The sequence below is a fragment of the Methylobacterium sp. J-030 genome (assembly GCF_022829545.1).
GTDB lineage: Bacteria > Pseudomonadota > Alphaproteobacteria > Rhizobiales > Beijerinckiaceae > Methylobacterium.
Map to the genome: position 1 here is coordinate 66,286 of NZ_JAKSYM010000297.1, position 23,338 is coordinate 89,623.

Here is a 23,338-nt window from a genome sequence, read left to right on the forward strand (position 1 = left end):
GCTCAGGCCGCCCGCGCGGCGGTCTCGGCCACGGCAACCCGGTTGCGGCCGCCGTTCTTGGCGGCATAGAGCGCGGCATCCGCCCGCCGGATCAGCGCGTCGAAGCCGATCTCGTCCCGCGCCTGAGCGATGCCGATGCTGATGCTGACGCGCAGCTCCGGGAGCTCGGGCACCCGGAGACGCGCGAAGGTGCGGCGCATTTCCTCGGCCCGAGCCAGCGCCTCGGCGGGCGAGACGTCCGGCAGGAAGCAGACGAACTCCTCTCCGCCCAGCCGCCCCAGCAGCGCGTCGTGCGGCAGCAGGGACGTCGCCATGGTGCAGAATCCCACCAGCACGGCGTCGCCCACCGCGTGCCCGTGGACGTCGTTGACCGCCTTGAACCGGTCGAGGTCGACGAGCAGCAGCGCACCGACGTCGCGCTTGTCCAGCGCAGCGCGTGCGGCCTCCACGAAGGCGCGGCGGTTGCGCACGCCCGTGAGCGCGTCGGTGGAAGCGGCGATGCGCTGCTCCCGCTCGGCCCGCTCCTTCACCAGCGCCATGAAGGTGAAGGCCGCGGCGATGGAGAACAGGATCGTCACGAAGCACAGGATCGCCACCCAGGGCGAGTCCAGCGGGTTTGGATCGACCTGCGGCGGGACCAGCAGCGTCGCGGGGATGCGCCCGAAGTAGAAAGCGCCGTGCAGACCGAGCACGGCGGCAGCCGTGACCCGGGACGCCAGCCGCTCCTCACGGCCGCGCCAGACCTCCGCGGTCGCGCAGCCGCAATAGATCGTCGCCACCGCCGAGGCGTACACGATGCGCAGGGTCAGCGAGTCATAGAAAGCCGGGATGAGGCAGAGGAGGCACCAGACGAGCGCACCCGCTATCGCCAGCTCCGCGCGGGGGCGGCGACGCTCGAACGAGCGAACGCCGCTCCAGATCAGACCGTAGGCGGATAGGATCACCGCGTTGGACAGCACGATCGAGATCGAATCGGGAATCTGCCCCCGGAGCGCGAGCCCGGCTGCGCCGGCCGCGCCGACGAGATGAGACACGCCCCAGAAGGCGAGGGTCCGCTCCTCGGGTGCTTGGCGCCAAGACGTGAGGAACAGCGCACCCACCAGCAGGGTGACCGTCGAATTGACGATGAGCAGCGTGACGGGATCAAGGTGCACGACCGTCCAACGATTCCCCGCTCGAGTACACGGCCACCCAGCCCGCCCAACGCCACCGAGATCGTTCGAAGACGAATCAGGGTATACAGATATCAGTAAAGCGCGATCTCATCCATAAGCATAATCGGCTGCTATATTCCCGCCTATACGAAGAACATAAGTCCTCGGGAACCGGTCGGAAGCCGGAGGTCCCGGCTCCGTCAGCCCTCAGTCGATCGGGATCAGGCGGCGTGGATCACCGGGACCGCAGGCGCCCCCTCCCACTCCGTGTTGCCGGGGATCGATTCGCCCTTCATCACGATGGTGAGCGGGCGCAGACGCGCGTAGTCGCCGACCTTCGTGTCGTACAGCACGGTCGAGAACGCGCCCACCGATACGCCCTTGCCCACGATCACCCGGCCGATCTTCATGATCCGGTCCTCGTAGAGATGGGTCTGGAGGGCCGAGACGCGGTTGATCGTGGCGTAATCGCCGATCGTCACGCAGTCGAACTCGGTGATGTCGGTGGTGAGCATGCACACGCCCTGGCCGACCTTCACGCCGAACAGGCGCAGCACCCAGGGCAGGAACGGCGTGCCCTGGAGATGCTCCAGCAGCACCTTCCCGGCGAGCCCCCAATAGGCCACCGCGATGGCCTCGGTGCGCATCGCCCACCACGACCACATCGGCTGCATGCCGGGCTTGTACACGCCCATCAGCAGCCACTTCATCGCGATGACCGCCGAGGACTGGATCAGCGCGATGGCGACGCTCGCCGTGACGAAGCTGATCGCCAGCCCCGACCAGTCCTTCTCGAGGATCGCCGGATAGAAGTACCAGTCGATGACCGTGATCGCGAGGGTGATGTAGAGCATCGGCGAAAACGAGGTCGCGAACGCTTCGAACACGCCGCGCCGGACCTTCGGCCACAGCCCCGGTTCGTAGGTCTGGGCGTTCGACCCGAGATCGACCTTCTGCCGGGCCGGCAGCCGGATCGGCGGCGAGCCGAACCACGTCTCGCCGGGGCTCATGGCCTCGTTCGCGGGCGGCTTCGATTTGATGCCGATCAGCACGTCGTCGGGAATGATCGCTCCGGGCGGCACCACGGCGTCGTTGCCGACGAAGACGCGGGCGCCGGTCTGCGTCGGCTCCAGATGCATCCAGCCGCGCCGGATCTCCTCCTCGCCGTAGACCACCTCGTCGGCGACGAAGTTCTTCGCCCCGATATCGGCGAGGTCGTAGCGACCGCCGAGGTTGGTGGAGATCTCGGCGCCGTGGCCCATCCGGGCGCCCATCAGCCGGTACCACGCCCGCATGTAGACGGTGGCGAACAGCGACGACAGCGTCTCCAGCGTCACCTCGACGGCGAGCGCCAGCGACCATTTCCGCAGGTAGAACAGCGAGTACACCGAGTAGATGCCGGTGCGCCTCCGGGGCAGCACGACCCAGCGGATGCCGGCGATCAGCAGAACCGTGCCGGCGGTCATCAGCATGGCGGTGGGCCAGGTGAGGATCGGCAGGTACCAATGATAATCGACGTCCGTGATGTCGGAGAGCGAGTCCGAGATCTGATCGAAGAGGAAGAAGGCCGGGAAGATCGGCAGCAGGCCGACCGCTGGAATCACGGCGAGCAGCAGCGTGTAGGCGGCCATGAAGGCGGCCCGCCGTGACCACGGGGCGTCGGCCGGTGCGGGCAGCGCGGCCGAATCCGCCATCCCGACCTTGCGGCCGGGCGAACCGTCCCACCGCTCGGCGGCTCCGACCCGCGACCCGGTCGGGATGGTGGTGAGGTCGCCGATCTCGGCCTGGGGGCCGATCACCGTGTCGTGGCTGAGAACGCAGGAGGTGCCGATCGCGGCGTCGACGCCGATCTCCACCGTGCCGATGACCAGCTCGTTGCCGACGATCTCGGCATTGGCGACGACGAGGCGGCCGCCGAGCGAGGCGCCGTCGCCAATGGTCAGCAGATCCGGCGCGCCGACCTCGATGTCTGAGATCAGCGTGTCGCGGCCGATCCGGGCGCCCATCAGGCGCAGGTAGATGGCGATCGCCGGCGAGCCCTGGAGCCACTTCACATGGACCAGGGGCGCCAGCCGCTGGGCCAGCCACCAGCGGTAGTAGTAGGCGCCCCAGAGGGGATAGCGGCCCGGTCTGGTCTTGCCCAGGATCAGCCACTTGCCGGCCACCGCCACAACGGCGGTGACGCCGTTGATCGCCACGTAGACGAGGAGCAGCACGCCGAGTTCGGCGAAGAAGCTCAGGCCGCCGCCGGTGAGCAGCAGGTAGGTCACGAACATGCCGAGCCACTGCGCCGTGGCGAGGGCGATGACGAGGGGCAGCGCCGCGAGCTGGGCGAGGCCGCACAGCGCCCGGCGCAGCAGCGGCGGCGGCTCGAAGCTGAGATCGCGTATGGCGGCCGCGGCGCCCATGCCGCCCGTGCGGGCGATCAGGGCGTCGGCCATGGCCCGCATGCTGCGCAGGGCGTAGACGTCCGGCAGGGTGATGCCGGCGAGCGGCGGGTTCTCCCGGACCGCCGAGACGAAGCGCGCGGCGAGCAGCGAATGGCCGCCGAGATCGGCGAAGAAGTCACCCTCCAGCGGGATCGGCTGGTTGCCGAAGATCTGCTTGGCGGCGGCGACCAGGGCGGCCTCGGTCTCGTTCGCCGGGGGCTCCTGCTCGCCGTCGGCCCCCACCACGGTGAGTGGGGCGATCTTGAGGGCCTTACGATCGACCTTGCCGGAGGTGAGGCGCGGCAGGGTCTCGGCCACCTCGAAATGACCCGGGACCATGTAGGGCGGAATCTGCCCGGCAAGCGTCCGGCGGAGCGCAACGGTGTCGATGGTTTGGCCGCGCTCCGGGATCAGGAAGGCGACGAGCCGGTCGACGCCGTCATCCTGCCGCAGCACGACGGCGGCTTGGTTGATCTCTGGGACGCTGCGGATGCGCGCCTCGATCTCGCCGAGTTCCACGCGAAATCCGCGAATCTTGACCTGATCGTCGATGCGGCCGTGGAACACGATCCGCCCGGCGGCATCGAGGGAGACCGCATCGCCCGAGCGGTAGAGCACCGGATCGGTCCCGTCCGACCCGAAGGGGTTGGCGATGAACTTTTCGGCCGTGAGCTCCGGCCGCGCGAGGTAGCCCCGCGCGACGCCCGGGCCGCCGATCAGAAGCTCGCCCTGCTGGTCGCGCCCGAGCAGGGTCAGATCCTCGCCCGCCACGTAGACCGAATAGTTGGAGATCGGCCCGCCGATGGTGACCGGTTCGCCGGGCCGCATCTCGGCGGCGGTCGCCACCACGGTCGCCTCGGTCGGCCCGTAGGTGTTGAAGAGCTGGCGCGTCCCCGTGGCCCAGCGGACAACCAGCGGCTCCGGCAGCGCCTCGCCGCCGAGCAGCACGAGGCGCACGGTCGGCAGGTCGCCGGAGATCATCGCCAGCAGGGTCGGCACGGTGTCGAGCACCGTGATGCGCTCCGCCTGCAGGATACCGGGCAGGGATTCCACGTCGCCCATCATGGCCGGACTCGCCACGAACAGCGTCGCACCGACGAGATACGGGACCCAGATCTCCTCCATGGAGAGGTCGAAGGCGACCGAGGCGCCCTGGAACACCACGTCGTCGGCGCGCATCCCGTAGAGTGCGTTCCCGGAGCGCAGGAAGTGGCAGATGTTGGCGTGGCTGATGACGATGCCCTTCGGCACGCCGGTCGAGCCCGAGGTGTAGATCAGGTAGGCGGGGTGTTCCGGCGTCAGGCCGAGGGCGCGGAGATCCGGAACCGGGGCCTCGGCCGGGGTCGCGGCGCCGAGATCGGCCAGGGTCAGGGCCGGCGCAGCCTCCGGCGCCGCCGCCTTGAGCGCGGGGGAGACGAGGAGCGCCTTGGCGGTGGCGTCCGTCAGGCATACGCCCACCCGGTCGGCGGGCGCCTCCGCGTCGAAGGGGAGCCACGCGGCGCCCGACATGGTGATGCCGATCTGCGCCACCAAGAGTTCAGGCCCCCGGGCCATCCAGAGGCCGACCACGTCGCCCGGCCCGATGCCGCGATGGGCGAGGCCGGCGGCGATCCGGCCGGCGCGGGACGCGACCTCGGCATAGGTCAAGTGCGGATGGACGCCGCCCGCCCCGACGGTCGCGCCGTCGATCAGGCAGGGATGGTCGGGCCTCGACCGGGCCGAGGCCAAAAAGATCTCGGCCAGCACCTCGTCGCGGATCAGGTCGGGCCGGTGGGCGCCCAGCAGGAAAGCCGCTCCGGCATCGTGACGGCCGCTGTCCCCGGCAGCCGGTCCGGGCCGGGTCTTCTCGGCGACGTCACTCATCCGCTGCTCCGCTGGCCGGCCGCGCAGGCCGACGCCTCTCGTGGCAGCCGCCCTATAGCCCACCGATCATGCCGTTATCGAGGCGGCTTTGCACTGCGCCCGCGCACGGGATCAACCCCAGCGCCAGCCGCCGGGCTGAAGAATCAGCACCTCGCCCTGGCGGATGCCGATCCGGGGTGCGGCGTAGATGTCGAGATGGCCGAGCGCCACCAGGGCCGCCCGCGCGACGCCGCCATGGGCGACGATGACCGCATCCCGCTCCAGCCCGGCGAGCAGCGGCCCGACGCGCTCGACCAGGGCCGCGTAGCTCTCGCCCCCGATCCCCGGCGGACGGTGATGCCACCGGTCCCGGTCGCGCCCCGCGGCGCCGGCCGGATCGCGGCGGCGGATCTCGGCCCAGGTCGAACCCTCCCAATTGCCGAAGCCGATCTCCCGCAGGCGCGGATCGGTCCGGTATCCCTCCCGCGACAGGCCGAGACTCGTCCGCAGGATCTCCATGGTGCGCCGGGTCCGCTTGAGCGGGCTCGCCACGAACTCCGCATCGGCCAGCCTCTCGCCCGCGGCGGCGGCGAGGCGTTCCGCGACGGCGGCGGCCTGGAACTCGCCGTGCGCGTTCAGATCGGTGTCGCGGCCGCCCTGGAGGCGGCCCTCGGCATTCCAGTCGGTCTGGCCGTGGCGGATGAAGTAGATGCTGACCAACCGTCTCAATCCCGTCCTGCACCGGTGCTCGGAACGGCTCGGAGCGCCACCCGTTCTCGCCGACGGCCGGCAACGTCCGGGTACAGGTCCTGCCCCATGTCGAAGAAGCACAGCAAGCATCATCGCGGCCAGAAACGCGATGACGGCGTGACAGAGAGTGCCGACCTGCATGGATTAGGCCGGACGTCGACCGCCCGCTGGGTCGGCGACGCCGCGCAGGCCGTGCCCGCCGCGCCGGGCGGCCAGCCTCAGATGCCCGTCCGGGCAGCCCCGGGCATCGTCACGGTCGAGCCGGGTGCCCGCTTCGACCTGGGCGCCGTGGACACGGGCGCCGACGGCGGCCTCGACAAGGACTGGGCGAAGGACGCGCTCGCCGAGGAACGGGCGCGCATCGTCGCCCTCCAGGAACGCCTCTATGCCGAGCGGGCCCGCAGCCTGCTGCTGGTCTTCCAGGCGATCGACACCGGCGGCAAGGACGGGACGATCCGGTCCGTGCTGAAAGGCGTCAACCCGCAGGGCTGCGCCGTCACCTCGTTCAAGGTGCCGACGAGCGACGAACGCGATCACGACTTCCTCTGGCGCTACCACGCCCGGACCCCGGGGCGCGGCATGATCGGCGTGTTCAACCGCAGCCACTACGAGGACGTGCTGGTGGTGCGCGTGAAGGGGCTCGTGCCGGACGCGGTCTGGCAGAACCGCTACGGCCGGATCAACGACTTCGAGCGCCTGCTCACCGAATCGGGCACGACGATCCTCAAGTTCTTCCTGCACATCTCCAAGGCGGAGCAGAAGAAGCGTTTGGAGGCCCGCATCGCCGATCCGGAGAAGCACTGGAAGTTCGATCCGGCCGATCTGGTCGAGCGCAAATCCTGGGATGCCTATCAGCAGGCCTTCGCGGACGCGCTGGCCCGGTGCTCGACCCCCGACGCCCCGTGGCTGGTGGTGCCGGCCGATCACAAATGGTTCCGCAACTACGTGATCGCGCGGACCGTGGCGGATACGCTGGAGGCGATGGATCCGCGATTCCCGGAGGCGCCCAAGGGCATCGCGGAATTGACGGTCCCCGACTGAAGGCGAGGGAGCCGCGTCATGCTGGTCGTTCGGGAGGTCGCGGTCTCGGGCTACCGGTCGCTGCGGCGGATCGGCTTCCCGGTCGATGCCCTGTCGGTCTTCGTCGGCGGCAACGGGACCGGCAAGACCAACCTCTACCGGGCGCTCGAGCTGCTGCAGGCAGCGGCGCGGGGCTCGCTCACCCGCGACCTCGCCGCGGAGGGCGGCATGGAGTCGGCGCTCTGGGCTGGCCGGCGCCGGCAGGGGGAACCCGTCCGGATCTGCCTGTCGGCGACGCTGCGCGCGGATAGCCTGGCTCAGGATTTCATCTACGCGGTGGAGATCGGGCTGGTGCCGCAAAATCAGGGCGTCACCCTGGGGGCGGCCTTCGTGAATGAACCCCAGATCAAGACCGAGCGTCTGACGATTCGGACCCGCGGCCGAACGGCGGTGATCCTCGACCGCGACAGGCGCTGCGGGTTCGTCCGGGACGCCGACGGCCGGAAACGCTCGCTGGGCGAGGATCTGCTCCCGACCGAGACGGCGCTCGGCAGCCTTCTCGACGCCACCGGCCATCCGGAGATCGCCCTCGTCCGCCAAGCCCTGACCGCGTGGCGCTTCCACCACGACTTCCGGACGGATGCCGGATCGCCCCTGCGCCGCCCCTGCCTCGCGGTCACGACGCCGACGCTGTCCTCCGACGGGTCCGACCTCGCCGCCCTCCTCGCCACGCTGGCGCATATCCGCCAGGATACCGACGCGATCGACACGGCCGTCGACCACGCCTTCCCGGGCGCCCGGCTGATCCTCCCGGCGCCGGGGCACACGGCCAGCTTCGGCGTCCGGTTCCCCGATTTCCCCACCCGGATCTTCGAGCCGGCCGAATTGTCGGACGGGACCCTGCGTTACCTCGCCCTCGCCGGTGCCCTCCTCGGCTACCGGTTGCCGCCGTTCATCGCCCTGAACGAGCCGGAGACCAGCCTGCATCCGGATCTCATGGACCCTCTGGCGCGGCTGATCGCCCGGGCGGCCGAGCGGACGCAGGTCTGGCTGGTGACGCATTCCGAGCGTCTGGCGGAGGGGATCGCCGAGCACGGCGGCGCCCGGCCGCGCACCGTCATCAAGCGCGACGGCGAGACGTGGATCGCCGGGTTGAAGCTGTCGGGCGAGTTCGAAGAGGCGGAGGCGGAGTGAGACAGCCGCAATTCGTCAAGCGCCCGCCCTCAATCCTTGTCGAGGGTCAGGTCCGGCGCGTCGGGGTTCTTCATGCCAACGACGTGGTAGCCCGCATCGACGTGAAGGATCTCGCCGGTCATGCCGGCCGCCATATCGGAGACCAGATAGGCCGCCGTCTCGCCGACCTCCCCGATGGTCACGGTCCGGCGCAGGGGCGCGTTGTACTCGTTCCACTTCAGGATGTAGCGGAAGTCGCCGATCCCCGAGGCGGCCAGCGTCTTGATCGGGCCGGCCGAGATCGCGTTGACGCGGATGTTCTTCGGCCCGAGATCGGCCGCGAGGTAGCGCACCGAGGCCTCCAGCGCCGCCTTGGCGACGCCCATCACGTTGTAGTGCGGCATCCACTTCTCGGCGCCGTAATAGGTCAGCGTCACGAGCGAGCCGCCCGGGCGCATGATCTTCTCGGCGCGCTGCGCCACCGCGGTGAACGAGTAGCAGGACACGAGGAGCGACTTGGTGAAGTTCTCCTCCGAGGTCTCGATGTAGCGGCCGGTCAGCTCGTCCTTGTCGGAGAAGGCGATGCAGTGGACCACGAAGTCGACGCCCTCGGGGAAGACCCGCGCGGCCTCCTCGAACACCGCGTCGATGGTCGCCGCCTCGGTCACGTCGCAATGGCCGATGACGTGGGCGTCGAGTTCCTTCGCCAGCGGCTCGACGCGCTTGCGCAGGGCGTCGCCCTGATAGGTGAAGGCGAGGTCCGCCCCGTGGGCGCGGGCGCTGCGGGCGATGCCCCAGGCGATCGAGCGGTTGTTGGCGACGCCCAGGACGATGCCCCGCTTGCCCGCCAGAAGGCCCTGCCCGTGTTCCGCCATGATCGATCCCGAAGCGTCGCGGCCCCTCTCGGGGCCGGGGGGCCTCCTTAGCGGAGGCGGCCCGGCGACGGAAGTCCGGCCGGCCTCCCGCGCCTCAGGCCGCCTTCGCGCCGCGCCGGGCCCGGGCGAACTCCATCAGCGCCGCGTCCTCGCCCTCCGGCAGGGCGATGGCGGTGGTGGCGAACAGGTCGCCGGGGCCGCCGTCCTTGCGGGGCAGGCCCTTGCCGCGCAGGCGGAAGGTGCGGCCCGAACTCGTCATCGACGGAATCTTCATCTCGACGGCACCCGTCAGCGTCGGCACGCGAATCGTGCCGCCGAGCACCGCATCCTCCAGCGGCACGTCGACGGTTGTGCGCAGGTCGGACCCGTCCACGGTGAAGCGCGGGTGCGGCCGGATCCGGATGGTCAGCAGGGCATCGCCCGGCTCGCCGCGCGGACCCGCGCTCTGGCCGAGGCCGCGGAGCCGAATGGTCTGTCCGTCGATCACGCCGCGGGGGACGACCACGTCGACCTCGCGGCCGGTGGGCAGATAGAGGCGCAGCTTTTCCTCGCTGGCGACTTGCTCCAGCGTCACGGACAGTTCGGCGGCGATGTCCTCGCCCTTGGGCGTTCCGCGCTGGCCGCCGGGGCCGGCGCCACCCGCGCGAAAGGCCTCGCCGAAGATGTGCGAGAAGATGTCCTCGCCCATCCCGGCACCCATGCCGCCGCCCATGCCGCCTTGCCGGCTGCGGGCCATGCCCTCGAAGTCGAATCCGCCGCCGCGTCCGCCGCCGAATCCCTCGAATCCGGTCGCGCGCGGCCGACCATCGGCGTCGATCTCGCCGCGGTCGAACTGCTTGCGCTTCTCGGCGTCGCCCAGGATCTCGTAGGCCGAATTCGCCTCGGCGAACCGGTCCTTGGCCTTCACGTCGTTGTTGTTGCGGTCGGGGTGGAAGTCCTTGGCGAGCTTGCGGTAGGCCTTCTTGATGTCGGCCTCGCTCGCCCCCTTGGCCACGCCCAGCACGTCGTAGGGATTGCGCATGGAACTCTATGGCTGTGCGGTGTGGAAATTCCACCCGGATGTGGGAAGGCTGTTGCATACCTGCAACGGTCCTGTCCGCGAAAGTCTGCGGGTTCGCGCGGGACGTCAAGCGCTGCCCCTCGCCGTGAGCGCGTGTGGGGCATAACTTCGGCGCGACACCGGGTTGCGCGTCCCGAGCCAGCCTGCCCGGGGGCGAATCAAGGAGCCGAAACCCGATGCGCTACGCCTGCGACCATGTCCATCTGCGCAGCCGCGACGCCGTGCGGGCCGCGGCCTTCTACGTCGAGACCTTCGGCGCGCGGGAGACGAAGCGCGTCGGCGGCGACCCGGTGCAGCGGGTGGTCCTCGAGCTCGGCGGGCTCACGGTGTTCATCGAGCAGGCCCCGGCCGAGACTGCGCCGGCCGGGCCGACGCCGTGCCTCGGCCTCGAGCATATCGGCCTGCGCGTCGACGACATCGAGGCGGCGATGGCGGATCTCACCGCCCGGGGCGTCCCGGTCCGGACCGGGATCACGGAGCGTAGCCCGGACCTGCGGATCGCCTTCGTGGAGGGGCCGGACGGGGCGTTGATCGAGATCCTGGAGCGCAAGTCGGCCTGATGGGGTCCGCGTTCCGATACGGCCGGTGGCTCGCCGGATCGCTGGTGCTGCTCCTGGCCCAGGGTGCCGCGGCGCGGCCGTTCACCGACGCCGCCGGCCGGACCGTCGAGCTGCCGGATCGAGTCGAGCGCGTGCTGGCCGCAGGCCCCCCGGCCGCGGTGCTGCTCTACACCCTGGCGCCCGACCTCATGGCGGGCTGGGTCACCGCACCTCGGCCCGAGGCGCTGCCGTTTCTCGACGCGCGCACCCGGGCGCTGCCGGCCTACGGACGCCTGACCGGGCGCGGCGGCACCGCCAATGTCGAGGCCGTGCTCACCGCCAAGCCGGACCTCATCGTCGATTCGGGCAGCCTCGGGCCGACCTACGCGTCCCTGGCCGACCGGGTTCAGGCCCAGACCGGCATCCCCTACATCCTGCTGGACGGGCGCTTCGCCCGGATGCCGGAGACCTACCGGCAGCTCGGCGCGGCCCTCGGCCGGCAAAGCGAGGCCGACGCCCTCGCGGCCTACGCGGACGACCTGACGGGCACGGTGGCCAAGGCCATCGCCCCCATCCCGGAGGACAAGCGTCCGCGCGTCTATTACGCCCGCGGGCCGCGCGGACTGGAGACGGGCTTTGCCGGCTCGATCAACACCGAGGTGCTGGAGGCGGCCGGCGGCCGGAACGTGGCGCAGGGCGGTGACGGGCGCCTCGGCGCGGTCTCCCCCGAGCAGATCCTGGCCTGGAACCCGGATGTGATCGTCGCCCTCGATCCGGCCTTCGCGGCAACCGTGCGGACGGACCCGCTCTGGCGGGACGTGACGGCGGTACGGGCGGGTCGGATCTCTGTGGTGCCGCTTCAACCGTTCCCGTGGTTCGACGCGCCGCCGGGGGTCAATCGGCTCATCGGCCTGCGCTGGCTGGCGGGGCTGCTCCACCCGGACCTGTTCCCCCAGCCGATGCCGGAGGTGGTGCAGGACTTCTACCGCCGCTTCTATCACGTGGATCTCGACACCGCGCAGGCGGCCGCGCTGCTCACGGGCGCCCAGCCGAGCGCACCGCCGAGCGCACCGCATTGAGCCGGGAGCCGGCGATCGCCGCCGTCACGGCGCGGGTCCACCGGGGCGTCCGGGTCTCGGCGGCGCTGCTCGCCGGGGTTGCCCTCCTGATGCTGGCCATGCTGGGGCTCGCGATCGGAAAATATCCGGTCCCCCTGGCGGATCTGGCGAACGTGCTCGGGCACCGGCTGCTCGGCCTGCCGGCCCGGGCACCGGCGGCGGTCGACACGGTGGTGATGCAGGTGCGCCTGCCACGGGTCGTGGCCGCCCTGGTGATCGGCGCAGCCCTGTCGGCGGCGGGGGCGACTTATCAGGGCCTGTTCCGCAACCCGCTGGTCTCGCCCGACATCCTCGGCGTCTCCGCGGGCGCCGGGCTCGGGGCCGTGCTGGGGATCTATCTCGGCCTGCCGGTGGCGCCGATCCAGGCGCTCGCCTTCCTGGGCGGCCTCGGCGCGGTGGCGGCCGTGTACGGCGTCGGGCTCGCGGTGCGGCGCCATGATCCGGTCCTGACCCTGGTGCTGGCGGGTGTCGCGGTCGGCGCCGTGCTGGGCGCGGGCATCTCGCTCCTGAAGGTGCTGGCCGACCCCTACAACCAGTTGCCGGCGATCACCTTCTGGCTGCTCGGCAGCCTGTCCTCGGTCACCCTGGGCGATATCGGCGCGGTGCTGCCGATGATGCTGCTGGGCCTCGCGCCGCTGATTCTGCTGCGCTGGCGGATGAACCTGATGAGCCTCGGGGACGAGGAGGCCCGGGCGCTCGGCGTCGAGACGCGGATCCTGCGGCCGGTGCTGATCGCCGGGGCGACCCTGGTCACGGCGGCCGCGGTCTCGATGACCGGGGTGATCGGCTGGATCGGGCTGATCGTGCCGCACATCGCGCGCCTGCTCGTCGGGCCGGATTACCGCCGGCTGCTCCCGGCCTCCCTGACGCTCGGGGCCGGCTATCTCCTGATCGTCGACCTGATCGCGCGGAATGCCGGGACGATCGAGGTACCGCTGGGCATCCTCACGGCCCTGGTCGGCGCCCCGTTCTTCCTGTGGCTGCTGGCGGCCGGCCGGAATCGGATCGGATGATGCTGCTCCAGGTCGAGGATCTGGCCTACGGCTACGCCGGCCGCACCGTCGGGTCGGGCGTCGCGTTCGGCCTCTCGGCCGGCGAGGTGCTGTGCCTGCTCGGGCCCAATGGCGGCGGCAAGACGACCCTGCTCAAGACGCTGCTGGGCCTGCTCCCCGCCCGGGCTGGAAAGATCCGGCTCGACGGCTCGGATCTGTCCCGGCTGTCGCGGACCCGGATCGCTCGGGTCATGGCCGCCGTGCCGCAGGCGCACGCGGCGTATTTCCCGTTCACGGTCCGCGACATGGTGATGATGGGGCGGGCGAGCCGGCTCGGGACGTTCGCGGCGCCCGGCCCGTCCGATCATGCTGCGGCCGAGCGGGCGCTCGCCACGCTCGGGATCGGGCACCTGGCGGGGGCCGTCTACACCGAGATCAGCGGCGGCGAGCGGCAGCTCGCCCTGATCGCCCGGGCGCTCAGCGGGGAGCCCCGGCTCCTCGTCATGGACGAGCCGACCGCGAGCCTCGATTTCGGCAATCAGGCCCGGGTCCTCGGGCAGATCCGCCGGCTCGCGCTGGCCAACATCGCCGTGCTGTTCTCCACCCACGATCCCGGCCACGCCCTGCTCTGCGCCGACCGGGTGATGGCCCTGCACGCGGGGCGGCTCGTCGCCGACGGTCCGTCCACCGAGACGGTGACGCCGGCGCTCCTGCGCCTGATCTACGGAATCGACGTGGTGATGGCCCCCGTGCCCGGCATCGCGGCGCCGGTCTGTGCGCCGGTGATCCGCTGAGCTCCATCCGCCCGACCGCGCTGAACCGCCGTCGCTTCGAAAGCCGGCCGTCGATCGTGGCGATCCGGAGCGGAGACCAGTCCCGCACCGCCTCGCGGAGGACCCGGACGCGGGCGTGGCACGCGCAGGCGGCCGACGAGAGGGCCGCGCGATCGAGGATCGTGATGCGATCACCGACGAGCCAACCGGCGGCGCTACATGGCCGAACGTGGCGGTGTCAGCGGTCCGGTTGTCACGGGTGGTGGCGACCAGAGCCGGCACGGTGTGGGCGCAGGGGAAGTGACGTGCTTCACCCGCTCATAAACTTCGAAGGCGGTCTGGCCTCGGGCGTCGGTGATCCGCTCCCGTTGCCACGCGTTCAGCGCTCGGCCCGGATCCGAGGGCGCGTCGAGAAGGGGATCGCCCGTTCGGCCGGCACTGTCGCATGGCATCGGGCTCGGAAAGATGTGGGACGACAGGCTCCCGAAGGGATCCTCCCAGGCGCGCCCAGCCTCGACCGGGCCCCGACACTGACCTTAACTTAGGTTTCCGATCACAGCCCGAGACTACTTGTCGGTGCAAAGCCCCTGTTCCGACAAGTGCTTGTGCTCCCGCGGATCGCAATCGGTGGTGAGGAACGAGGCCCAATCAGACGGCGTACCGTAGAAGGCGTTGCGATCGACGTCGCCCTGCACGCCGGGGACGCGTCCGGTCGAGGTGAACTGCCAGAGCATCCATTTCCGGTTGACGAATCTCTGTTCCGGCTCGGCCGCGGTGGAGCGCAACCAGTGCGGATAGTCGGGCAGTTCGCCCTCCAGCACATCCTTGTGGAACGTGATATCGGTGTAGATGATCGGGCGCTTGCCGGTGTAGCGCTCCATCTCCTCGAGCATCTCGGTGACCATCGCGAGTGCCTGCGCCTTGGGCAGCTTCTTCGGGCAGGTCTGCGAATGGCCGTTCCACTCGACGTCGAGCACCGGCGGAAGGGCGGTGGGGTCGTTCGGGACGTTCCGCTTAAACCAGTCCATCTGCTCCTTGGCGGAGCGGCACCAGAATACGAAGTGATAGGCACCCCGCGGAACGCCGGCCCGGGCCGCGCCGTCCCAGTTGGTCCGGAAGCGCTCGTCGACGTGGTCGCCGCCCTCGGTCGCCTTGATGAAGGCGAACTGCGTCCCGGCAGCCCGGACCGAGGCCCAATCGACGTTGCCCTGCCACTTCGAGATGTCGATGCCCTGGATCGGGTGCAGCTTGGCCTTGGCCACGCCGGGATGGGGCTTGGCATCGCCCTTGGTCGGGTAGAAATCGTTGTTGGAGGCGCAGGCCGCCAGGCCGGCGAGAACCACCGCCGCGGCGACCCGACCCACGAGCCGGCGGGCGGCCCTCAGCCGCCCGGTCACGCCGAGCATTTCGCAGAGGACGGAAGCGCGCGAGAGCTGATCGATTCGCGACATCAGGTGTTGAGCCCGCCACCGAAGAAGCGCCACAGACAGGCGTATTCGATGGCCCCGGCGCGGTTAACGGACCTTTGCGATCATTGCGGCGGAATTCCGAGATGCGTTGCATCGCCGCGACATACGCAGGGGATCCCACGGTGTTGCACAGGATGACGTCCGGCTAAGTGCCGGTCCCGCAACGTGAGTTCGGTCACAACGCCGTGAGCAAGCAAATCTTCACCATAGGGTACGAAGGCCTGGATTCGGAGCGCCTCGCCGGCATCCTGCGCGATGCCGGCGTTCACATGCTGGCGGATGTCCGGGCGGTGGCAAATTCGCGCAAGCGCGGCTTCTCGAAGGGCGCGCTCGGGGCGTCACTGCGGGAGGCGGGGCTGGACTACACCCACCTGCGCAGCCTCGGGACACCGAAAGCCGGCCGGCAGGCGGCGCGGGCGGGCGACGCGGCGCTGCTGCGCCGGATCTACTGCGAGGAGGTGATCGATACCGCCGCCGGGCAGACAGCCCTGGATGAACTCGCGGTCCTGGCCGCGGCGACACCGCTCTGCCTGCTCTGCTTCGAGCGCGATCCGTCCATCTGCCACCGGCGCATCCTGGCGGAGCGCCTGGCCGAGCGCGGATTTGCGATCCAGGATCTGTAAGGCGGCGTGCCGGGGGACGGCGAACGGGATCGTCCGCCGCGCCTTCCCTCCCCCGATTGCGGGGCGGGAAGGTGACGGATGCGCCCGTTCTCAGGCCGGGAAGCGGGGGCCCGTCAGCGATCCGTGCGGCGGCATTTCGCGTGCACCGAGCGCGTCGACGAGTTTCCGGAACGGGCGCACCGCGGCGCCGAGCCGTGACGGCGGGGCGACGGGCCGCGTCCGCCGATCCGAATCGGCGACCGGCTCGACCGGCATGTACAGCGCGTCGAAGAACGGGATCTCCAGAAGCGTGGCGCCGACCGCGTCGGTGATCACCAGGGAGGCGGCGAGCAGCCGCGGGTCGCCGCCGTGCTGGCGCATCAGCCCCTGCACGATGGTGCGCGCGGCGGTCCGGGCGGCCTCGACGTCGGCCACGCACTGCGCGGCCGAGGCCGGCAGCGACGCTTCGCCGAGACGGATCGTGAAGTGGGCCTGGATCATGAAGCCTCCTCGGGCCGGATATGCGCGTCAGGCCGCCTGCGCGCCGTCGGCAGCCTCGGCGGCCGGCTTCGGGTCGAAGGCATCGGCCAGGAGTTCGAGGCGCCGGGCCATGTCGCGCACTTCATTCAGCGCGATCGACTTCTGGCCCTCCTTGACCGCACGGGTGATGTCGCTGACCTGCGCGGTGGCGATCCGCTTGAGTTCCTCGGCGAGTTGCTGGCAGGTCATCATCGCATCCGGGCCCGGTCTGTCGATCCGAGCCGGAACCGTGGCGCGCCGGCGCTTACCAAGGCGTTTCCCCGGGCAGCGGCGCCTGTGGACAAGGTGGGGATCGCAGGGACGGCTCAACCCGGAAGGTGGTGCACCGCGATCATTCGGGCTGCGGTGCGCGTCTTCACGCCGAGCCCGGCCTGAAAGACTTCGCGATGCTCGGTGACATTCCGTCGGATCAGCCCAGGCACCTCGCTGAGGCAGTGCGTCTTGCCGCGCGAGAGCCGGTGCGCGTCGTCACGCCCCCGGGTAGTCGGCTCCGAGGCTGGTCTCCCGCCAAGCCTCGATCTCGGCGAGTGCCTGCTTGAGCCGGGTCGTGACGGCGTCGTAGCCCCAGGCGCCGAGGACGAGGTGGCGCGGCGGGGCGTCCATCTCGGCCACCCGGATCATCGCCTCGCCGGCCCGCACCGGATCGCCGGCCTGCGTGCCGCTCTTCTCCGACGTCGCCTTGAGGCGCACGCCCGCGGTCCCGGCGTAATCGGAAATCGCGTTCGGCGTCTGAACGAGGGAACGCCCGGCCCAATCGGTGCGAAACGGCCCGGGCTCGATGCAGGTGACGCGGATCCCCAGCGGCCCGACCTCGGCCGCCAGGGAATCCGAAAACCCCTCCACGGCGTGCTTGGTGGCGGCATAGTAACCCGAGGCCGGGAAGCCCACGAAGCCCGCCACGGAGGTGATGTTGAGGATGCGGCCGGATTTCTGCGCGCGCATCACCGGAAGCACCGCCCGGGTCAACGCGAACAGCCCGAACACGTTCGCGTCGAACTGGGCGCGGATCTTGTCCTCCTCGCCCTCCTCGATCGAGGACTGATAGCCGTAGCCCGCATTGTTCACGAGCACGTCGATCCGCCCGAATGTTTCGTGCGCAGCGCCGACAGAAGCCGCGATCCCGCCGGGTTCGGTCACGTCGAGGGACAAGGCGAGGACGCGGTCCTCGGCGCCCTGCGCGAGGTCGGCGACCTTGGCGCGGTCGCGGGCCGTCACCACGACGCGCCAGCCGCGCCCGACGACGAGCCTCGCCAGTTCCCGGCCGAAGCCAGTCGAGCAGCCGGTGATGAACCAGACCGGATTGGTGTTCTGCGTCATGGCGTATCCTGGTCAGGGCGTTGCGGCCGGCTCCGTCAAGCGATCGACCGAGAGCAGGTAGGCGATCAGCGCCGTCTGCTCGTCGGGCGACACGCCCGAACCGGCATCCGCCCAGAAGGCATGCCCCTTCCCGGTAACCCGCGCGATCCGCGCCGTATCCGAGGCGGCGTTCGCGGCGACCACTTTTGCGCGCAGGTCGCGGTCGACGAGCGCCCGCAGGCTGTTGGCGGGATCCGGGGCAACACCCCTGTAGAGCGTGCCGGGCACGCCGAGCTGATTTGCGGCATCGGGACCGACGGCGACGCCGGAATCGTGCAGGTAGGGCGCCGTCCAGGCAAGGCCGACGAGGTTCGGCACCTTGTAGCCGCCCTCCGTGCCGCCCTGTCCCCAGGCGAGGCGGACCTGCGCCAGTGCCTCGCCGGCGAGCGGTACCGGGCGGATCGCCGGCCTATCGGGGAGGGGAAACGGCGTGTCGACGGCGAACATCGTCGGCGGCGACAGGCGCGCCTCCATCTTGGCCCCGGCCCGTGCGCGGGTCGGCTCCGTACCGATCTCCGCCTCCGGGATGATCCGATGGTTGGTCAGCGCCGGTCCGGAATGGCAGGCGCCGCAGCCGGCCTTCTCGAACACCGCGCGGCCGGCGCGCACCTTATCCGCATCCTGTCCGGAGGCCGGGGGATGCAGCAGGTTCTGGAAGGCCGACATCGCGTTGTTGGCGTGATTCACCGGCTCCCCGGGGACCGAGGTGAACAGACCGTTGTCGGTCACGTAGTTGGTGGCCGGATAGGTCGGCAGCACCGCGTAGCTGTTCAGGCCCGGCGAGGCCGGCGTCGGGTCGACGCTCCTCAGCACCTCGGACGGGCTTCAACCGCCGTCCGGCTCGTAGCGGAACGCGTCGGTGGCAGCCCCCCGCAGGACGATGCCGAGATACGTTTCCGGATCCATGCCGAACAGCCAGGGCGCGGCCGCCGCGAGCTGGGTCGTGTCGGAATTGGCGGCGTGGACGTTGTTGTTGAGCGAGGACAGGCCCGCGAAGGGGCCGATCGCCTCGCGCCCGCTCCAGCTATAGGGCTCGCCGTAGGCGGAAAAGCTCGACGGGATCGAAGTCGGGTTCGTGACGCGGTCGGCCGAGGAGTCGAAGCTGCCCGGCGGCCAGCTCGCCACCTGCACTTTGGTGGCCGCCTCCACCGCCGCCGCGTCCGGTAGCGCCGGCCCCGTACTGGTCGAGCCGGTGTGCTGGGGGTCGGCACTCGGCCGGGCATCGACCTCCGTCACGCTGGCGTGCATGAAGTAGGCCGAGGAATTCTTGGCGAGCGCCATCAGCAGCCCGGCATTGAGATCGACGTTCGGCGCGCCCTCCACGACCTTGCCGGTGCCGGGATCGACCGCCGCGTGGCAGAGCGCGCAGGTGATACCCATGCGCAGGTGGCCTCGGTCGTAGAAGGTCCTGATGCCGATGATGAAGGCGCCGCCCTTCGGCACGTCGAGCCCGGTCGGGACCAGTTCGCCCTTCCTGTAGACGCGTTCGCCGATGCGCATGTCGCGCGCCATGGCGACCTGAAGGTTGGTGGTGCCCTGCCCGCCGAGCTTGGCCACCGCCAGGGCGACCTCCGTCGGCGTCAGGCCGCCGTCGAGCATGCCCATCACGTCGGTGAGGAACACCTCGTTGCCGAACGTTTCTTGATAGAAGGCTCGCCGCCCGCGCTCGACCATGGCGGGATCGATCGCCACGGCGGTCCCGCCTGGCGCCAGCTCCGTCCGGCCGCTCTCCGTGGCGTTCAGGCGATCCGCCTCGGCCCGCGAGACCCGGCGCCCGAGGATGTCGAAGGCGGTCTGGATCGGGTAGCGGTCGGCGTTGAGCAGGTCTGCTCGGTCGGGCATGGGCGCATAGCTGAAGCGTCCGAGGCTCGCGGTGGCGCCGATCGCGACGGCCGCGACGCCGGCACCGATCAGAAAGCGGCGTGGCCAGCCCATGGGTCTCGAATTCCCCCGCGCATCCACCCTGCGGACGCGTGGCGGTGGACGGACGCGATAAACCGCCGGACAATGCCAGGGTTCATTTCCTCGGGCGGGACCGGGTGTCGCGTCAGTATCCCCGGGCGTTATCGATCCCCTGCGGGGGCTGCCCGGTTCGCCGGAACGCCCGCAGGTTGGCCGCCACCGTGGCGGCCGCGGACGGCATGTCGGTCGGTCCCGAGACGTGCGGCAGCACGGTCACGCCCGGATGAGCCCAGAGCGGGGACTCGGCCGGCAGAGGCTCCACCTCGAACACGTCGAGCACCGCGTGCGCGAGGTGGCCGCGATCCAAGGCGGCGATCAGGTCCGCCGTCACCACGATCGGCCCGCGGGCGAAGTTGATTAGCGCCGCGCCGGGCTTCAGCGCCGCCAGGCGCTCGGCGTTCACGAGGCCGCGCGTCTCCGGCGTCAGCGGCATGAGACAGACGAGGATGTCGCATCGGGCGAGCATCGCCGGAAGCGCCTCGATGCCGTGGACCGCCTCGATGCCCGGAACGGCCTTCGGGCTCCGGCTCCACCCGGAAACGCGAAAGCCGGCTCCGCGGAGCCGGTCCGCCGCCGCGACCCCGAGGGCGCCGAGCCCGAGCAGGCCGACCTGCGTGTCGGCGGGCTTCCGATAGGGGTGCGAGCGCCAGAGGCCGGCGCGCTGCTGCCGCGCATAGGCCGGCATGTCCCGCTGGAGATAGTAGGTCCAGGCCAGCACCGCCTCCGCCATGGTGCGGGCCATCTCGCGGTCCACCAGCCGCACGATCGGCAGGGGCCGGTCGAAGGCGTTGACCAGCCGTTCGACGCCGGCCCACAGGCTCTGCACCCAGACGAGACTTGGCAGGGCCGCCACCTCGGCGGGATCGGGGTTGGCCACGATGGCAACCCGGGCGGCGCCCCGCTCCGCATCATCCATCAGGCGGAACGGGACGATCCGCTCCTCGGGCATCGCGGCCGCCAGGACCGCGAGCGTGTCCGCCTCCTGCGTCTTGCCCTTGCACCCGATGAGGGCGATCGCCTCTGCCATTCTGGACTCCGCACCGACCCGACCGCCGGGGCCGCGACGCACCAAGCAGGCGCTGTGCCCGAGTCCGTGCGGATCGCCAACCGGTAACGGGATCAGCGCGCCTCGATCAGCGCGGGATAGACGAACCGGACATGGCGGCGGCTCTCCGGGATCGCGGCTTCAACGCGGCCCCGGATGCTACCGGTCGTGCTGGGCGTCAGCGGCTCCGCCGGCCGCAGGCTCCAGCGCTCGGCCGCCGGCATCTGCATGCGGGACTTCGGTCGTTCGAGTTGCGCATCGGCACCCTCCGAGGGGACGGTGGCGAGGCCCGCGAGCGTCATCAGGCTGAGCATCGCCCAGCGGGCGAGGCAGCGACGGGGGGAGGCAGGACGGCAAGACATGACGGGGCACCGCGTGGATGCCTCAGGTCTGCCCGCACCAGATGAAGACGCGTTCGAACCGAATCGATTCCCAACCCGTTCCCAACACCTGCCTGGAGTTTCGGTAAATGCCGGCTGTGCAGGCACGGTAAACGGCCCGTTCGGGAGGACATGCGCACATGACGAGCAAGGTCGAGGGGAGTTCCGGAACGCCGGAGCGGGCGGAGATCGGCCGCGTGATCGACACCGACATTTCGGCACGCCTCGACCGATTGCCCTGGGGCCGGTTCCACGTCCTCGTCATCGTGGCGCTGGGGATCACCTGGGTGCTCGACGGTCTGGAGGTGACGCTTGCCGGCTCCCTGGTCGGCGCCCTGCGCAAGCCGCCGATGTCGTTCTCCGAATTCGACGTGGGGCTCGCCGCCTCCTGTTATCTGGTGGGTGCGGTGACGGGCGCGCTCGGCTTCGGCTGGCTCACCGACCGGATCGGCCGCAAGAAGCTGTTCTTCATCACGCTGGCCCTCTACCTCGTCGCCACGGCGGCGACTGGATTGTCCTGGAGTGTCTGGAGCTTCTGCGTCTTCCGCTTCTTCACCGGCGCGGGGATCGGCGGCGAGTACACGGCGATCAACTCCACCATCCAGGAGCTGGTCCCGGCCCGGGTCCGGGGCTGGACCAACCTCGTCATCAACGGCTCGTTCTGGATCGGCGCCGCGCTCGGCTCGTTCATGTCGATCGTGCTGCTGAAGCCGGAGGTGATCGACCCGGCCTGGGGCTGGCGGGTCGCCTTCTTCACCGGCGGCGCCATAGGTCTCGTGATCCTGCTCCTGCGCACCTGGATCCCCGAGAGCCCGCGCTGGCTCGCGACCCACGGCTACGCCGCGGAGGCCGACCGGGTCGTCACCGGCATCGAGAAGCGCTTCACCGACGAGGGCGTCACCCTGCCGCCGGTGGATGAGAGCAAGCGCATGAAGGTCCGCACCCGCGACCACACCCCGCTCTCAGAGGTGTTCAAGGCGCTGTTCGTGACGAGCCGGAAGGAGACCATGGTCGGTCTCGCGCTGATGATCGCGCAGGCTTTCTTCTACAACGCGCTGTTCTTCACCTACGCGCTGGTGCTGGAGCGGTTCTACGACGTGCCGGGCAACAGCGTCGGCTGGTATCTGCTGCCCTTCGCGCTCGGCTCGTTCCTCGGCCCGCTGCTGCTCGGGCGGCTGTTCGACACGATCGGCCGGCGGGCGATGATCGGCTTCACGTACGGGATCTCGGCGCTGCTCCTCGTGGCCGTCGGCCTGCTGTTCCGGCTCGACGTGGTCGGCCCGGTCGGGCAGACCGCGGCCTGGATGGTGGTGTTCTTCTTCGCCTCGGCGGCCGCGAGCTCGGCCTATCTCACGGTCTCCGAGACCTTCCCGCTGGAAATCCGGGCGCTCGCCATCGCGGCCTTCTATGCGGTCGGCACCGGCATCGGCGGCGTCTCGGGGCCGCTGCTGTTCGGCAGCCTCGTGGAGACCGGCTCGCGCGACTGGGTGCTGTTCGGCTACGGGCTCGGCGCCGTTCTGATGCTGGTCGCCGCGGTGGTCGGCGGGATCTGGGGGACGGCGGCCGAGGGGAAATCGCTGGAGGAGGTGTCGAAGCCGCTGGCGACGGCATGAGCGTATTCGGCGAAATGCACGGATTCGGAACAGGCAGGCTCGCAGCATCCTGAGGTGCAGCGGGTTGCCTTCGCTACGCCATTTCGGACCGTCCAACTCGGACAGACGGGATCACCGCACCGTAGCGCGCGACGATCCTGTCTGGTGTGACCGACCGAAGCCCCGCAGCGATCGCCTGGACAATAAGAAGGCGGTCGAACGGATCGCGTTGAATTGCAGGGAGGCTTGCAACGGCAGTAGCGTGTGCACCCAGCACGGCGATTTCGAAATGGCCACGGTCCCTTAGTGGCTCGCGAAGGAGGCGGGCATCGATGAGACAGTCCGCTCGACCTGATCCGCCCTCAATCGCGAACTCCCAAAGGCTGGCTGCGCTGAACGGAAGCGTCTTGGCCTGATCCTCAATCACGTCACGCGCGGTGCTCGGCAGGCGACGGGATTCCGCAGCCGCCCAGAGCACTTTATGAGTATCGAGAAGGCGGCTCGCCGCCCTTCGAAAAGCGCCTCGATCTCAACACCGCCCAAGCGATCGAAGTCGACCGGAACGTGCATGCAATCTGCCAGGAAGCCGATCCGCTGTTCATCGAGAACCGGACGCCCGTGACATGGGACCACCCGGACCAGCGCATCGCCATTGCGGGTGATGAAG

19 protein-coding genes and 2 pseudogenes are annotated in these 23,338 nt (G+C 70.2%); 8 read left to right on the forward strand and 13 right to left on the reverse strand.

Features of this window, described 5'->3' with window-relative positions:
* Positions 1-2 precede the first annotated feature (2 nt).
* From MKK75_RS22430 to MKK75_RS22440, 3 genes are all read right to left on the reverse strand, one after another.
* Entirely contained in the window at positions 3-1,154 is a 1,152-nt protein-coding gene (locus MKK75_RS22430; RefSeq protein ID WP_244044727.1) for a sensor domain-containing diguanylate cyclase, read from the reverse strand.
* A 221-nt stretch (positions 1,155-1,375) separates the two neighbouring features.
* The gene (locus tag MKK75_RS22435) at positions 1,376-5,446 is read right to left on the reverse strand and encodes a Pls/PosA family non-ribosomal peptide synthetase (RefSeq protein ID WP_244044728.1); all 4,071 of its coding nucleotides are present in this window, start codon (positions 5,444-5,446) and stop codon (positions 1,376-1,378) included.
* Between the two features lie 111 nt (positions 5,447-5,557).
* Positions 5,558-6,145, reverse strand: coding sequence for a histidine phosphatase family protein (locus MKK75_RS22440; protein WP_244044729.1), 588 nt, complete (start codon positions 6,143-6,145; stop codon positions 5,558-5,560).
* Positions 6,146-6,241: 96 nt separating this feature from the next.
* Here MKK75_RS22440 and MKK75_RS22445 point away from each other — a divergent pair, with 96 nt between their 5' ends.
* Both MKK75_RS22445 and MKK75_RS22450 read left to right on the forward strand, forming a co-directional pair.
* A complete protein-coding gene (locus MKK75_RS22445) occupies positions 6,242-7,216 on the forward strand; it encodes a polyphosphate kinase 2 family protein (protein WP_244044730.1) in 975 nt (324 codons plus the stop codon).
* A gap of 18 nt (positions 7,217-7,234) precedes the next feature.
* Positions 7,235-8,389, forward strand: coding sequence for an AAA family ATPase (locus MKK75_RS22450; protein ID WP_244044731.1), 1,155 nt, complete (start codon positions 7,235-7,237; stop codon positions 8,387-8,389).
* Between the two features lie 29 nt (positions 8,390-8,418).
* Here the strand turns inward: MKK75_RS22450 and fabI are convergent, their stop codons facing one another.
* Together fabI and MKK75_RS22460 are read right to left on the reverse strand one after the other, a co-directional pair.
* Entirely contained in the window at positions 8,419-9,243 is an 825-nt protein-coding gene (fabI, locus tag MKK75_RS22455) for an enoyl-ACP reductase FabI (protein WP_244044732.1), read from the reverse strand.
* Positions 9,244-9,337: 94 nt separating this feature from the next.
* On the reverse strand, positions 9,338-10,264 hold the full coding sequence (locus tag MKK75_RS22460) for a DnaJ C-terminal domain-containing protein (RefSeq protein WP_244044733.1): 927 nt from the start codon (positions 10,262-10,264) through the stop codon (positions 9,338-9,340).
* 215 nt (positions 10,265-10,479) lie between these two features.
* Between MKK75_RS22460 and MKK75_RS22465 the strand changes: the two genes are divergently transcribed.
* Genes MKK75_RS22465 through MKK75_RS22480 form a run of 4 tightly spaced genes read left to right on the forward strand, consistent with a single transcriptional unit; the run spans position 10,480 to position 13,746 of the window.
* Positions 10,480-10,863, forward strand: a complete 384-nt coding sequence (locus MKK75_RS22465) for a VOC family protein (protein WP_244044734.1) — start codon at positions 10,480-10,482, stop codon at positions 10,861-10,863.
* Positions 10,863-11,921: an iron ABC transporter substrate-binding protein gene (locus MKK75_RS22470; protein ID WP_244044735.1), complete on the forward strand. Its 1,059-nt coding sequence runs from the start codon at positions 10,863-10,865 to the stop codon at positions 11,919-11,921. Before MKK75_RS22465 ends, MKK75_RS22470 begins: the two co-directional genes overlap by 1 nt.
* Entirely contained in the window at positions 11,918-12,973 is a 1,056-nt protein-coding gene (locus MKK75_RS22475; RefSeq protein ID WP_409567602.1) for a FecCD family ABC transporter permease, read from the forward strand. The genes MKK75_RS22470 and MKK75_RS22475 overlap by 4 nt, the downstream gene beginning before the upstream one ends.
* Positions 12,973-13,746, forward strand: a complete 774-nt coding sequence (locus MKK75_RS22480) for an ABC transporter ATP-binding protein (RefSeq protein ID WP_244044764.1) — start codon at positions 12,973-12,975, stop codon at positions 13,744-13,746. Before MKK75_RS22475 ends, MKK75_RS22480 begins: the two co-directional genes overlap by 1 nt.
* A gap of 545 nt (positions 13,747-14,291) precedes the next feature.
* Here MKK75_RS22480 and MKK75_RS22485 read toward each other — a convergent pair.
* Entirely contained in the window at positions 14,292-15,131 is an 840-nt protein-coding gene (locus MKK75_RS22485; protein WP_244044765.1) for a glycoside hydrolase family 25 protein, read from the reverse strand.
* Positions 15,132-15,379: 248 nt separating this feature from the next.
* Between MKK75_RS22485 and MKK75_RS22490 the strand changes: the two genes are divergently transcribed.
* The gene (locus MKK75_RS22490; protein WP_244044736.1) at positions 15,380-15,817 is read left to right on the forward strand and encodes a DUF488 family protein; all 438 of its coding nucleotides are present in this window, start codon (positions 15,380-15,382) and stop codon (positions 15,815-15,817) included.
* 90 nt (positions 15,818-15,907) lie between these two features.
* Here MKK75_RS22490 and MKK75_RS22495 read toward each other — a convergent pair whose 3' ends face one another.
* The 6 genes and pseudogenes from MKK75_RS22495 to MKK75_RS22525 form a co-directional block, all read right to left on the reverse strand.
* On the reverse strand, positions 15,908-16,297 hold the full coding sequence (locus MKK75_RS22495) for a DUF6894 family protein (protein WP_244044737.1): 390 nt from the start codon (positions 16,295-16,297) through the stop codon (positions 15,908-15,910).
* 27 nt (positions 16,298-16,324) lie between these two features.
* A complete protein-coding gene (locus tag MKK75_RS22500; RefSeq protein ID WP_244044766.1) occupies positions 16,325-16,525 on the reverse strand; it encodes a hypothetical protein in 201 nt (66 codons plus the stop codon).
* A 279-nt stretch (positions 16,526-16,804) separates the two neighbouring features.
* Entirely contained in the window at positions 16,805-17,653 is an 849-nt protein-coding gene (locus MKK75_RS22505; RefSeq protein ID WP_244044738.1) for an oxidoreductase, read from the reverse strand.
* 12 nt (positions 17,654-17,665) lie between these two features.
* A pseudogene (locus MKK75_RS36160) lies at positions 17,666-19,627 on the reverse strand (cytochrome C oxidase Cbb3).
* A 112-nt stretch (positions 19,628-19,739) separates the two neighbouring features.
* Positions 19,740-20,681 (reverse strand): 2-hydroxyacid dehydrogenase, encoded by a 942-nt coding sequence (locus tag MKK75_RS22520; RefSeq protein ID WP_244044741.1) that lies wholly within the window; start codon positions 20,679-20,681, stop codon positions 19,740-19,742.
* Positions 20,682-20,773: 92 nt separating this feature from the next.
* The gene (locus tag MKK75_RS22525; RefSeq protein WP_244044742.1) at positions 20,774-21,061 is read right to left on the reverse strand and encodes a hypothetical protein; all 288 of its coding nucleotides are present in this window, start codon (positions 21,059-21,061) and stop codon (positions 20,774-20,776) included.
* Between the two features lie 158 nt (positions 21,062-21,219).
* Here MKK75_RS22525 and MKK75_RS22530 point away from each other — a divergent pair, with 158 nt between their 5' ends.
* Complete coding sequence (locus MKK75_RS22530) at positions 21,220-22,692, forward strand: MFS transporter (protein WP_244044743.1); 1,473 nt, start codon at positions 21,220-21,222, stop codon at positions 22,690-22,692.
* 73 nt (positions 22,693-22,765) lie between these two features.
* Here MKK75_RS22530 and MKK75_RS22535 read toward each other — a convergent pair.
* Positions 22,766-23,155: pseudogene (locus MKK75_RS22535) on the reverse strand (type II toxin-antitoxin system VapC family toxin); the annotation flags it as partial.
* Between the last annotated feature and the right edge of the window lie 183 nt (positions 23,156-23,338).